10 protein-coding genes are annotated in these 13,597 nt (G+C 60.2%); 1 reads left to right on the top strand and 9 read right to left on the bottom strand.

Going from position 1 to position 13,597, the window contains the following annotated elements; genetic code table 11:
• On the top strand, positions 1 to 6,042 hold the full coding sequence (locus AC1DSG_RS00140) for an NEL-type E3 ubiquitin ligase domain-containing protein (RefSeq protein WP_477789060.1): 6,042 nt from the start codon (positions 1 to 3) through the stop codon (positions 6,040 to 6,042).
• Positions 6,043 to 6,119: 77 nt separating this feature from the next.
• On the opposite strand, the gene ureC is transcribed toward AC1DSG_RS00140, so the two are convergent.
• The 9 genes from ureC to urtC form a co-directional block, all read right to left on the bottom strand.
• Positions 6,120 to 7,820, bottom strand: a complete 1,701-nt coding sequence (gene ureC / locus AC1DSG_RS00135) for an urease subunit alpha (protein WP_477789059.1) — start codon at positions 7,818 to 7,820, stop codon at positions 6,120 to 6,122.
• Positions 7,821 to 7,992: 172 nt separating this feature from the next.
• Positions 7,993 to 8,301 carry an urease subunit beta gene (locus AC1DSG_RS00130; RefSeq protein WP_477789058.1) on the bottom strand — a complete coding sequence of 103 codons (309 nt, stop codon included), beginning with the start codon at positions 8,299 to 8,301 and terminating at the stop codon, positions 7,993 to 7,995.
• Positions 8,301 to 8,834, bottom strand: a complete 534-nt coding sequence (locus AC1DSG_RS00125) for a GNAT family N-acetyltransferase (protein WP_477789057.1) — start codon at positions 8,832 to 8,834, stop codon at positions 8,301 to 8,303. The genes AC1DSG_RS00130 and AC1DSG_RS00125 overlap by 1 nt, the downstream gene beginning before the upstream one ends.
• 6 nt (positions 8,835 to 8,840) lie before the next feature.
• Positions 8,841 to 9,374 carry an N-acetyltransferase family protein gene (locus tag AC1DSG_RS00120; RefSeq protein WP_477789056.1) on the bottom strand — a complete coding sequence of 178 codons (534 nt, stop codon included), beginning with the start codon at positions 9,372 to 9,374 and terminating at the stop codon, positions 8,841 to 8,843.
• A 9-nt stretch (positions 9,375 to 9,383) separates the two neighbouring features.
• Entirely contained in the window at positions 9,384 to 9,686 is a 303-nt protein-coding gene (locus AC1DSG_RS00115; protein WP_007945249.1) for an urease subunit gamma, read from the bottom strand.
• Positions 9,687 to 9,822: 136 nt separating this feature from the next.
• Positions 9,823 to 10,662 (bottom strand): urease accessory protein UreD, encoded by an 840-nt coding sequence (locus AC1DSG_RS00110; protein WP_477789055.1) that lies wholly within the window; start codon positions 10,660 to 10,662, stop codon positions 9,823 to 9,825.
• Between the two features lie 30 nt (positions 10,663 to 10,692).
• Complete coding sequence (gene urtE / locus AC1DSG_RS00105) at positions 10,693 to 11,391, bottom strand: urea ABC transporter ATP-binding subunit UrtE (RefSeq protein ID WP_008031204.1); 699 nt, start codon at positions 11,389 to 11,391, stop codon at positions 10,693 to 10,695.
• A 61-nt stretch (positions 11,392 to 11,452) separates the two neighbouring features.
• Positions 11,453 to 12,322, bottom strand: coding sequence for an urea ABC transporter ATP-binding protein UrtD (gene urtD / locus AC1DSG_RS00100; protein ID WP_477789054.1), 870 nt, complete (start codon positions 12,320 to 12,322; stop codon positions 11,453 to 11,455).
• Complete coding sequence (gene urtC, locus AC1DSG_RS00095; protein WP_477789053.1) at positions 12,319 to 13,398, bottom strand: urea ABC transporter permease subunit UrtC; 1,080 nt, start codon at positions 13,396 to 13,398, stop codon at positions 12,319 to 12,321. The genes urtD and urtC overlap by 4 nt, the downstream gene beginning before the upstream one ends.
• Positions 13,399 to 13,597: the final 199 nt, after the last annotated feature.

The raw sequence follows: 13,597 nt of genomic DNA, 5'->3' as shown, positions 1-13,597 counted from the left end.
TTGCAAAAAACACACGAAAACAACGACGAACATGCAGCGCTATCACACGCTGCCGAGCCACAAAGTATCCACGCCGAATTCATCGCCGACGCCATCCCGGACTGGCTGGTGAATGCCTCGCCCGAGAGGCGGGAGGCGCTGAAAACCACTGAGCTCATTCTGCCCGACTGGTACCTGGCGGCATCGCAGGCGCAGCGCCAGGCCTTGAATGCGAGTTTTGTGGCGAGTATGACCTCGCAGAACCTGCTGGATAAAACCCTGTCGCGGATGCAGGACATTGATGCGTTTGCCGAACCGCTATTGGTCAAGGCGCTCAAGGACCGATTCGCAGTGGAACTGGATGTCACTAAAACCTTCCTGCACCTGAAAAAGCCTCTGGAGGTGGGCATTTTCGAAATAGAAGTCAGCACGTTCGAGGTGCTGAAATTGCCTCTACTGCAAGCTGCATTGCACAACTTCGAAGATACGGAGTGTGTAGCGGATCACTTTCATTCCTCCTCAGGCTTTGTAGTCGAATCGACCCCGGGCCAATTCAGCAAGGTGACCACTGCCTTGACGGTGATGCAGTACCTCAAGCTGTGTCGGGACCTGGACATCGGTGCGAAGTATCAGGCTTACCTGAAGGACTTTGTGCAACCTTCCAATCCCGTGGCCGACTCCGTGCTGCGCAAGCGATTTGTGAGCAGTCAAAAAGATGCGATGCGCGCGGCTGCCGAACTCGCCCTGTTGAAGAAGGTCATCGAGCCGAAGGATTACGCGATGATCCTTTCGGTGATTGAAGGAGAACTCAACCCGAAGATCGACAACACGCCGGTGTGGATTTGCGATCTGGTGTTGATGAAGAAGCGAATGACCGGCTGCGTACTGTTCCATATCTGTGAAAAGTATCGCTACTGCGATGATGTCCTGCTCTACATTCCCCACGACCCGGAGCACCCGCTGAAACGCTACAAAAGCCGGGACATGGAGGCGACCTTGAAGCGTCTGTTCTTGGCCACTGACGCCTCGCAACCGGCCAACGCGGGTCCGACGGCGTATCAACGCTTTTTCAGCCAGTTCGTGGCCTATGCAGATCGTCCGTATTACTTCAGCCAGTTCACCCGCAAGGCAGCGGTTTCCCCGCCAGACCCGATGGCGCCGTTTCGATCTCCCCTGTGGAAAGGGATTCAAGCGTTCCCGGCGTTTTTTTCTGTCTTCACCCAGCCTAACGAACTGCCGCCCGAGCCACCGTCCCGACAGGAACCGGTCGACGAACTCTATCTGCCTGTCACCGGCTACAGGCAGCGTGGTTTGTGGGGGCCGAACGTCGATCCCTGGGCGGATCTGTATGAGCAAAGTCGCAACAAAATTCTTGCCGATGCCCGCAGTCATGCGGTTCCCACAGCCGATGTCGATGCCAGGGTCCGAGCAGAAAAAATCGCCCATTTGCTGGATATCGGCCTGCTGGTGTTGAACGGCGTCTCGATGTTTGTACCGGTGCTGGGTGAAGTGATGATCGGGGTAATGGCCGGCCAGATCTTGTACGAGACATTCGAAGGGGCCGTGGAGTGGAGCGAGGGTGATCGCAAGGTGGCCTTGGCTCACCTGATCGACGTGGCGGAAAATCTCGCGCTGATTGCCGTGCTGCACGGGGCGGGCAAGGGCCTGGGCACGCTGGCAGCGGTGAAGCCCGAACCCTTGGTCGAGGGGTTGAAACCGGTCACGCTGCCGACGGGGCAACAACGGTTGTGGAAGCCGGACCTTGAGCCTTACAAGGCTCCCATAACGTTACCGGCGGATTCTCAGCCTGACGGACTGGGCCTGTACTCGGTTAACGGCCAGGCTATTTTGCCGCTCGATGATGCTCGCTTTGTAGTCAGGCAAAATCCTTCCAGCGGCGAGTACCGCATYCAGCACCCGCGCCGGCCTGACGCTTATGCACCGCACTTGGAACACAACGGGGTGGGCGCGTGGAGCCATGAGGGAGAAGAACCCCTGAGCTGGGATGGGCCGATCCTCATGCGACGTCTCGGCTATCGTGCGCAGGCCTTAACTGATGCGCAGCTGGAACAGGTGCGCACCGCCAGTGGGATTGAACATGATCAGCTGCGTCGCCTGCATGTCGAGCAACAGCTGCCAGGGGCGCAGCTGTCCGACACCCTCACGCGCTTTCGAATCGACCGGGACATTGAAACATTCGGGTCGCAAATCGGCAGCGATGATCCTGAGGTCTACGCCAAGGCGGATCTGCATCTGCAGTTCAAAGTCATGCGCAGTCAGGAGCTGTTGCCCGCGACACCCGCGATCAAAGTCATGGACAGCAGGGCAAAAACTATCTGGGAAGATCCGGTAACAGGCGCAGGACAAGCACGCCGGTTGACGTTCGTGGTGAGTGATCGGGATGCGGCGAACGGCACGGTGCTCTCGGCGCTGCTGGACATGTTCAAGGCGCAAAAGGTCGCTATCGAGAGCGTTCCCGGGACGTCGGATTTGACCCTGGAACAACGCGCTGCGCAACTGCGCAAGGAAATCGCGCGCGCCGCGCAGCACAGGAAAAAATTATTGTTCGAGTCCCTGTATCGGGAACAGCAGGCCAACTCCCACGGTTCAGTGGAGCGAATCAAAGTCTTTTTCCCGCAACTGCCCAGCATCGTTGTGGAAGAAATCCTGGGTGGCGCGACTCAGGAAGAACGGTTGGCGTTGGACAAACCCGGGCCCTTGCCTCAGCGCCTTTACGAGCAAGCGGAACAGGCCCGGCAGGAGCTGCGTGTGGCTCAGGCCTATGAAGGGCTCTATATCGAATCTTCCTCCAGCGTCGACAGCGAAAGGCTGGCCCTGCGCAGTCTTGAAGCGCTGCCGGGCTGGCCGAAGGACGTGCGTTTCGAACTGCGCGAGTATGGGGCGCAGGGAAAATTGCTGGACGCTATCGGTTCGCCGCAGACACCGGTCCGCGCGGTGCTGGTGGTTGATGGGAACACCCGGTTCGCCCAATCGACGTCCGCCAGCCTCTATTCGTCGGTATTGCAGGCTTTGTCTGCAGAGGAACGCCAGGCATTGGGCTTCACGCTGGAAGACGCCGAACAATTGAAGTCGACAGTGCAACGCAGGCCATTGCCACGAGATCAGTTACGGGCGGTTCTTCAAAAGTACCGTGTGCTCAAACCAAGCGTCGAGCCAGGCATGAAACTGCTCGGCGGGATCGGCCCATTGCCCTCGGGGCTACAGGTGGCCAGTTTTTTCCGAACGCCGCGCGCGCGGGTGCTCAAGCTGTTTCCCCTCTACAGCGAGGCGGAGGTCGACGCATTCCTGCTGTCGTTGGGCGAGGATGTGCGCGGTGGGCTGACTCGATATGAAGCCGAATTCACCACCCTCAAGAATGAGTTGAATACTTGGGTTCAATCCCGTGTCACAGCGCAAAGCAGCTCCGCTGTAGCCGGGGATGCCCCCGAGCGTCAGGTAGCCGACAAGCTCAAGCGTTGCTGGCGGCGGCAGAGCGGGTCGACACTGAGCATCGAATCGACTGTTGAACTGCCGTCGTTGAGCGTTCGATTCCGTCATGTCGATACGCTCGCRCTGACCGGTAGCGGCGTGCGCAACCTCAATGCCTTTCTCAAGGGCTTCACCGATCTCAAGACACTGAAACTGGAGGGCATGTCCCGGCTCAGCGAATTGCCTGAGGCGGTGGGTGAAATGAACGGTTTGACTCATTTGAGCCTTAGAGGAAGCCGGGTTCGATGGAATCCACACAATGCGGCGTTGCTCGGGAAATTGAGCGCTCTGGAGGCGCTCGACTTGTTGAAAAACCCACTGGGTATCGCACCGGACTTCAGCACGATGACTCGACTGAAGACCATCAACCTCAGCGGCACGGGCATAGAGCAATGGCCCGTGGGCATGGGGAATCTGCCCGACTTGCAAATGCTGGACTTGCGCGATAACGAGTTGACCGAAGTGCCCCGGGCGATGCTTTCTGCGGCGGATGATCATCTCGAAGCCAACGCCAGGGTGAACCGGGTCACGCTTCTGGAACGCAACCCGTTTACCCGCCAGGGTTGGCAGCGGCTCCAGGACTTTCGGGAGCATCTGCAAACGCAGAGTCCTGAACTGTTGGAGGGTAGCCTTCCAGACGCCTTTAAAGTTCAAGACATAATGTCGGCCAGAGTTGGTCAACTGTATTCCGGCTTCGACGAGTTTGAGATAGAGGCATTCCTGCAAACCCACGGGGCCGCTGCGGAGATCGAACTGGCTCGCCTTGAAAGTGAGTATGAAACACTGAATCAACAGCTGTCGGCCTGGGCATTTTCCGGAGGCGGCGCACGCTCACGCTACATTCGGGCTGGTCAGATGTCCGCCGGTTTGTCTGAACGGGCCGAGCGATACACCGCCGCTGACCGCATTCGAGCGTGCTGGAGGCGGCAATCCCCGCGAAGGAACGCGGTCGACGGTAGCCCCATCGGTTTTGAGCTCGACTTGAGTGGCCAGACGCTCGACAGCGTGCCGGACCTTGAAGCGGATTTCAGTCATGTGGGTTCGCTCAAATTAAACGGCATGGGCCTGAGCGTTTCGCCAGAGGGTTTTCTTGCGCATTTCAAAGGCGTGCGCTGGCTGGACCTGTCGAATAACCAGCTGACGGCGATCCCCCCGGCGCTGGACGACATGCACGGGCTGACGCGTTTGTTTTTGCAACGCAACCGCATTCGCCTGACGCCGGAAACGACGCAGATCCTTTCCCGACGGACAACACTCAGGGCGATGAACCTGGCGCAAAACCCGTTGGGAATGGCGCCCGACTTCACTCAAATAACGGATATGCGCTCGCTCAACCTGAATTCGATCGACATTGAGACATGGCCGGTGGGCCTGGGCACGCAGCCGTTACTGGATGTCATTGATTTGAGGAACAACCGGATCACGACGATCCCGGAGTCGGTTACCGCACCGCCTGCCGAAAGGCTGGAACAGGTGGCGGGCCTCAACAACTTTACTCACATCGGTGGCAACCCATTGTCCGAGGTCACCCAGCAACAGCTGCGCGATTATTGGAGTCGGCTCGAGCGCGAACGTCCGGATTTGTGGGGCGTCAGGCGACCGGGAGTCTTCGAGTATCGAGCGCCGATGGCGTTAGCCGGGCGCGTGGCAGGCGGGGGGCAGGAATTGACCGCGCTTCAGCGTTGGCTCAAAGACCTGCCCGCTGACCAGGTCCAGGCCAGACAGGCGCAATGGCAATCATTGTCGGCACAGGAGGGCTCCCAAGGGTTTTTCCACGTGCTCAACGATCTGGAGAATGCCGGCGCCGGCCATGCTGATCTTCAGCAACGTGTATGGGCAGTCGTCGACACCCTCACCGAGGGCAATCCTGAGTCCGTGGCGCTGCGCCAGGAGATGTTCGAATGGGCAGGCAGGCCGGCCTGTTGTGATCGAGCCGCGTTGTCGTTCAGTAACCTGGAAATCATGGCACTAGTGTACCGGGCGCGGGCGCTGGCCATGGACGGCGAGCAAAGTGCAGCCTTGCTGAAACTGTCCAGAGGGTTGTTCCGTCTGGAAGAGCTCGAGAAAATCGCGTTGGCCGATATTGAGCGACGCACCATTGCGATCAACAACACGCCGGGCTTGTCGGCGGCCCTCAAGACACAGCAGATCCGGTTTCTGGAAGAGGTCGAGATCAAACTGGCCTATCGCTACGGGCTCAAGGACCGGCTTGAATTACCGGGGCAGCCTCGGCGAGTTCGTTTCGTCAATTTGGGCAACGTGACCCCGGAGATGCTTGATCAGGCCTGCGCCAAGGTGCTGGCGCTGGATGGCTCGCCTGAAGAGTTTCAGTCGTTGGTGGCGAAGGATTTCTGGAAAGATCTCGTCACCAACAAATACCGGGCGCAATTCGAAGCGCAGCGCGAGCCCTATCAGGATCGCCTGACCAGTCTGCGCGATCGCCAGCAGGCAGGCGAATTATCAGAGGCGCAATTCAAGGTGCAATCCGCTGACCTGGATGCTCAGTTGCAGATTGAGGAAGCTGTGCTGATCGAGGCGTTTACTCGCGAGGAGTTGGTCAAACACCTGCTCTGATCAAACGCTGTCAACCGATGAACAAAGGCCTGGATCTGCGCAAGCATCCAGGCCTTTTCTATGTGCCGCTCAACCGATCAAAACAGGAAATAGCGCTGCGCCATCGGTAACACATCCGCCGGCTCACACCACAGCAGCACACCGTCGGCCTTGACCTGATACGTTTGCGGATCGACATCAATGTTCGGCAGGTAATCGTTATGGATCAGGTCAGTTTTCTGCACCTCGCGGCAACCTTTGACCACGGCGATTTTCTTCTTCAGGCCCAGTGCTTCGGGAAGACCTGCCTCCTGCGCCGCCTGACTGATAAAGGTCATGCTGGTGGCGTGCAGCGAGCCGCCGTAACTGGCAAACATCGGACGGTAGTGTACCGGTTGCGGCGTTGGAATCGAGGCGTTGGCATCGCCCATCAGGCTGGCGGCGATGGCGCCGCCCTTGAGAATCAACGTTGGTTTCACCCCGAAAAACGCCGGACGCCACAGCACCAGATCGGCCCATTTACCCACTTCGACCGAACCGACTTCATGGCTGATGCCGTGGGTGATCGCCGGGTTGATGGTGTACTTGGCGATGTAGCGTTTGGCGCGGAAGTTGTCGTTGCCTTCGCCATCACCTGGAAGCGGACCGCGCTGTTTTTTCATCTTGTCGGCGGTTTGCCAGGTGCGGGTGATGACTTCGCCGACGCGGCCCATGGCCTGGCTGTCGGAGCTGATCATCGAGAAGGCGCCGAGGTCGTGGAGAATGTCTTCGGCGGCAATCGTCTCGCGGCGGATGCGGCTTTCGGCGAAGGCCACGTCTTCGGCAATGCTCGGGTCCAGGTGGTGGCAGACCATCAGCATGTCGAGGTGTTCGTCGATGGTGTTGCGGGTGAACGGTCGGGTCGGGTTGGTCGAACTCGGCAGCACATTGGCAAAGCCGCAAGCCTTGATGATGTCCGGCGCGTGACCGCCACCGGCACCTTCGGTGTGGTAGGTGTGGATGGTGCGACCCTTGAACGCGGCGAGGGTGGTTTCGACGAAGCCGGATTCGTTGAGCGTGTCGGTGTGGATCGCCACCTGCACGTCGTACTGGTCGGCGACGCTCAGGCAGTTGTCGATGCTTGCTGGCGTGGTGCCCCAGTCTTCGTGCAGCTTGAGGCCGATGGCGCCGGCCTTGACCTGCTCGATCAAGGGCTCCGGCAGGCTGGCGTTGCCTTTGCCGGTGAGGCCGATGTTCATCGGGAATGCGTCGGCGGCCTGGAGCATGCGCGCCAGGTGCCATGGCCCGGAGGTGCAGGTGGTGGCGTTGGTGCCGGTGGCCGGGCCGGTGCCGCCGCCGATCATGGTGGTGACGCCGCTCATCAGCGCTACTTCGATCTGCTGCGGGCAGATGAAATGGATGTGCGTGTCGATGCCGCCGGCGGTGAGGATCATGCCTTCACCGGCGATGACTTCGGTGCTGGCGCCGATGGCAATGGTCACATTCGGCTGCACGTCCGGGTTGCCGGCCTTGCCGATGCCGGCGACGCGGCCGTCCTTGAGGCCGACGTCGGCTTTGACAATGCCCCAGTGGTCGATGATCAGCGCGTTGGTGATCACCGTGTCGACGACCTCGGCGGCCAGCAGTTGGCTCTGGCCCTGGCCATCACGGATGACTTTGCCGCCGCCGAATTTGACTTCTTCGCCGTAAGTGGTGAAGTCTTTTTCCACTTCGATCCACAGCTCGGTGTCGGCCAGGCGCACCTTGTCACCGACGGTGGGGCCGAACATGTCGGCGTAGGCCTGTCTTGAGATTTTCATTTGCCTGCCTTGGGATTCAATTGTTCTTCAGACCGCTCGCATAGCTCGCTATCGCAGCCTCGCTGCGCTCGACAGCTCCTACGGGTGTTCGCGTAAATTCCCTGCTGCGCCCGGTCCCTGTAGCAGCTGTCGAGTGAAACGAGGCTGCGATCATTTGGACGCACTGCAGAAATCAGTCGAGCTCACCCATGATCCGCCCGGCGAACCCGAACACCCGGCGATGCCCGGCCAGATCCACCAGATCGACTTCCCGACWCTGCCCCGGCTCGAAGCGCACGGCGGTGCCGGCGGGGATGTTCAGGCGCATGCCGCGGCTGGCGGCGCGGTCGAAGGTCAGGGCGTCGTTGGTTTCGAAAAAGTGGTAATGCGAGCCGACCTGGATCGGCCGGTCGCCGCTGTTGGCCACTTTCAGGCTGACAGTGCGGCGGCCAGCGTTGAGTTCGATATCGCCGGGCTGGATCTGGTATTCACCGGGAATCATCAATGGGCTCCTTGCAGAATCTTGTAATAGAGCGCGGTCGGCTTGTAGAGGCCRCTCGGGTCGCAGGCGTAGTCGGGGATTTCTCCCGCCCGGGTGTAACCCAGCGCCTTGTAGAAATCTTCAGCGGGGGAACCCGCCTCGGTGTCGAGGTAGAGCATGCCGCGCTTGTGCTGGAGCGCAGCCTGTTCCAAAGCTCTCATCAACTGCTGGCCCAGCCCCCGCCGACGCGCGTGTTCGCGAACCAGCAGTTTTTGTACTTCGGCGCGGTTCAGGCCATTGGCTTTCTGGCACAGGGTCAGTTGCACGCTGGCTTGCACTTGTTCATCGCGAACCACCACCCACAGCAGCACATTGCCCTTGTTCAGGTTCTCCTGAACCTCATCGAAATAGGCGCGCGCCTGTGTGGCATCCAGAGTGGCCATGAAACCTACGCTGGCGCCGTACCCTACGGCATCGAGCAATAAGTCGATCAAACCCTGGCGATAGTGCGCAAAGCTTTCAGCATTCACACGGCGCAATTGGGCGGCGTTCATCAGCGATTACTCCTGGTGGGCGACTGGCGGCTCCGCGCCGGGATTGAGAGTCAGCTGCATGAAGGTCAGGTCCAGCCAGCGACCGAACTTGGTGCCCACCTGGGGCATCTGTCCGGTGGTGACGAAACCGGCGCGTTCATGCAGGCGAATGGAAGCGGCGTTTCCGCTTTCGATGGCGGCGACCATGACATGCTTGCCGCAGTCTTTGGCGCGTTCGATCAGCACGGTCATCAGTTGCGGGCCGAGGCCGTTGCCGCGCTGGTCGCTGCGCACGTACACCGAGTGCTCTACGGTGTGGCGGAAGCCGTCGAACGGCCGCCAGTCACCAAATGATGCGTAACCGAGCACACTGTCGTCAGCGTCGACGATCACCAGAATCGGGTAGCCCTGAACTTGCCGGGCACTGAACCATGCCTGGCGGTTGCCGAGGTCGACGGCTTGTTCGTTCCAGATCGCCGTGGTGTTGAGCACGGCGTCGTTGTAGATGTCGCGGATCGCCGGCAGGTCGGTCTGTACCGCGTCGCGGATGGGGTAAGTCATGACGGGGCCTCAGGCGATAGGTTGGTGGACGGTGACCAGTTTGGTGCCGTCGGGGAACGTCGCTTCAACCTGGATTTCCGGGATCATTTCCGGGATACCTTCCATCACTTGTTCGCGGGTCAGCAGGGTCGTACCGAAGTGCATCAAGTCGGCCACGGTCTGGCCGTCACGCGCGCCTTCGAGCAGCGCAGCGGAGATGTAGGCCATGGCTTCCGGGTAGTTGAGTTTCACGCCGCGCGCCAAACGCCGCTCGGCCACGAGGCCGGCGGTGAAGATCAGCAGCTTGTCTTTTTCGCGTGGGGTCAGGTCCATCGTTGGAATCCATCTGGGCAGATAAAAAAGTTCGGAACTGTAAACACATACCTGTAGGAGCTGGCTTGCCAGCGAAGCTTTTGGCGTCAGTGAGTACGCCTTCGCTGGCAAGGCAGCTCCTACAGGGGATAGCGTTTCAGGTGCTCCATATTCTTGGGGGGACCGCTTCCCGGCCAAGCAACGCCGGCCTGAGCAATCGCCACAATTCAATCAACCAGCCGCGCGCCAACAGCGCCTCACTGGCGAGACACCGAGCCACCAACAGCCCCGGTAACTGGGTCAAATCCCCGCGTACCTCATTGGGCAGCGAACGACAGGTTTCCAGCAACTCACTGTCGATCTCCCCGGTCACCAGCAACGTCGCAAACACCGGTTGCCCGTCCAGCCCGATCGGCGAATCCAGCAAGCCGTCATTCCCGACAATGCGCTGGCGTTCGTGCCAGAGCAACTGACCATCGCGGCGGATGTTCAGGTGCGCCTGAAAATGTCCGAGGTCAAAACGCTCGCCACTGGCCGGTCGACCCAGCGCTACGACGTCCCAATAGAACAACCGCGCGTCGCCTTCCAGCTCAATCGAAGTGCTCAGTTCGGCCTGGGCATCGCTGAAGATAATCGTCTCCTGCGGCAACCATTCCAGTGTCGCGCCAGCCGCCACGTTCAGATCCAGTTTCTGATACGCGGGCCCCGCCGCGCGATACCACTTGGCCGCGCCGGGGCTGGTGATTTGCGCCCAGGCATTCGTGCCGACGCTAGCCGAAATGTCCAGCCGATCCCCGCCAGCGATACCGCCCGGCGGGTGAACGATGATGTGCTGGCACACCTCGGGGCCTTCGGCATACAGGTGCTTTTGCACCCGCAGCGGGCCTTTGTGGCGGCGCTGGATCGGGCGTGTGCTGTCGCCGAAACGGGCGTAGCCCAGCTCCAGCTCGGCGTGCCAGCTGGGGGTAAACAGGGCAGTTGGGACAGGTAAATTCATGGTTTCCAGTTTTCGTCGTGACGCTACAGATTAGATCGTTACCAATCCACGCACACCTTCGGCTTCCATGTTTTCACCGCGACCCTGCTGCACGATCTCGCCCCGGGACATCACCAGGTATTGATCGGCCAGTTCGGCGGCGAAATCGTAGAACTGCTCCACCAGCAAAATCGCCATGTCGCCCCGGGCTGCGAGCTTCTTGATCACCGCTCCGATCTCCTTGATCACCGACGGCTGGATGCCTTCAGTGGGTTCGTCGAGGATCAGCAGGCGAGGACGACTGGCCAGCGCACGGCCAATCGCCAATTGCTGCTGTTGGCCACCCGACAAGTCACCGCCACGCCGCTGCTTCATTTGCAGCAGCACCGGGAACAACTCGTAGATGAACGCCGGGACTTCCTTGGCTTCGGAGCCGGGAAAGCGTGACAGGCCCATCAGCAGGTTTTCTTCGACGGTCAGGCGGCCGAAGATTTCCCGGCCCTGCGGCACGTAGGCGATCCCTGCGTGCACGCGCTGGTGCGGCTTAAACGTGGTGATCGGTTTGCCTTCCCAGTTCACTGCGCCTTCTTTGGCCGGCAGCAAACCCATCAGACACTTGAGCAGGGTGGTTTTGCCCACACCGTTGCGCCCTAGCAGGCAGGTGACTTCGCCGACTTTCACGTCAAACGTCAGGCCGCGCAGGATGTGGCTACCGCCGTAATACTGGTGCAGCTTGTCGACTTGCAGCATTCTCAAATTCTCCTCAATGATCGTTCCCACGCGGAGCGTGGGAACGATCAATCCCACCGAATCAGCGACCGAGGTACACCTCGATGACCCGCTCGTTGTCCTGCACTTGCTCCAGCGACCCTTCCGCCAGCACGCTGCCCTGGTGCAACACCGTAACGTGGTCGGCAATCGAACCCACAAAGCCCATGTCGTGCTCGACCACCATCAACGAATGCTTGCCCGCCAGGCTCTTGAACAGCTCAGCAGTAAACTCGGTTTCAGCGTCGGTCATGCCCGCCACCGGCTCGTCGAGCAACAGCAATTGCGGGTCTTGCATCAGCAGCATGCCGATTTCCAGAAACTGCTTCTGACCGTGGGACAACAGCCCCGCCGGGCGATTGACCGAGGTCGTCAGGCGAATGGTCTCCAGCACTTCAGTGATGCGGTCTTTCTGCTCGCCACTCAGGCGCGCCCGCAGGCTGGCCCACACCGACTTGTCGGTTTTCTGCGCCAGTTCCAGATTCTCAAACACGCTCAAGGCTTCGAAGACTGTCGGCTTCTGGAACTTGCGACCGATGCCGGCCTGGGCGATTTGCACTTCGCTCATCTGCGTCAGGTCGAGGGTTTCACCGAACCAGGCTTTGCCGTGACTGGGGCGGGTCTTGCCGGTGATGACGTCCATCAGCGTGGTCTTGCCCGCGCCGTTGGGCCCGATGATGCAGCGCAGTTCGCCGACGCCGATGTACAGGTTCAGATTGTTCAGCGCCTTGAAGCCGTCGAAGCTGACGCTGATGTCTTCCAGGGTCAGGATCGTGCCGTGGCGAGTATCCAGCCCCGGGCTGACACGTTGGCCGTGGCTGATGGCGTCGCGGCTGGTGCCGGCGTCCTTGTTCGGCTCCACGGGGAAAAAGGCCGGTTCGAGCATGAATTCAGCCGTCGCAGTGGTTCTCATTGCTCACCCCTTTTTTTCAGCAGACCGATCACGCCTTTAGGCAGATACAAGGTCACGACGATGAACAGCGCACCGAGAAAGAACAGCCAGTATTCCGGGAACGCCACGGTGAACCAGCTCTTCATGCCGTTGACCACGCCAGCGCCAAGCAGCGGGCCGATCAAGGTTCCGCGACCACCGAGTGCGACCCAGACTGCCGCTTCAATGGAGTTGGTCGGCGACATTTCACTCGGGTTGATGATCCCGACTTGCGGCACGTACAACGCACCGGCCAGGCCGCACAACACCGCGCTCAACACCCAGACAAACAGCTTGAAACCGCGCGGATCGTAGCCGCAGAACATCAGACGGTTTTCCGCATCGCGCAGGGCGGTCAGCACTCGACCGAACTTGCTCTGCGCCAGGCGCCAGCCAATGAACAGGCTCGCCACCAGCAACACCACCGTGGCGAAAAACAGCACGGCGCGGGTACCAGGTTCAGTGATGCCGAAACCGAGAATGGTGCGGAAGTTGGTGAAACCGTTGTTGCCGCCAAATCCGGTTTCGTTACGGAAGAACAGCAGCATCCCGGCGAAGGTCAGGGCCTGGGTCATGATCGAGAAATACACGCCCTTGATCCGCGAGCGGAAGGCGAAGAAGCCGAACACCAGCGCCAACAACCCCGGCGCCAAAACCACCAGACACATGGCCCAGAGGAAGCTGCTGGTGCCGGTCCAGTACCACGGCAATTCAGTCCACGACAGAAAGGTCATGAACGCCGGCAAGCCATCGCCTGAGGCCTGGCGCATCAAGTACATGCCCATCGCGTAACCGCCGAGGGCGAAGAACAGGCCGTGGCCGAGGGACAACAGGCCGGCGTAACCCCACACCAGGTCCAGCGCCAGGGCGACGATGGCGTAGCAAAGAATCTTGCCCACCAGCGTCAGCGTGTAGGCGGAGACGTGAAACGTGCTGTCCGGCGATAACAGCGACAGCAGCGGCATCGCCAGCAGTAGAGCGAGGACCACCGCGCCAACTGCGATCGTGACTTTGGGGCCGGCCTTTTGTGTGGCCGTGAGCAATAGGGGCTGGTTCATCGGGGCATGCTCACGTCCAGTGACGCACCGCGGTGCAGGCTGTCGGCGTGCCAGGCAAGGCGCGGGTCGCAGTGGATGGTTATTCCCTCGACAAGATCCGCAACGCGGCATGGCGCGTCGACAGTCGCAACCCGTAGGGCCGTTGTCTTGATGGCGGCGGGGCCTGTCTCGATGTCATTGATGGAAAACATATTTACGT

The organism is Pseudomonas sp. P5_A12 (genome assembly GCF_056400685.1).
This window is presented reverse-complemented; position numbering and strand designations above follow the sequence as displayed.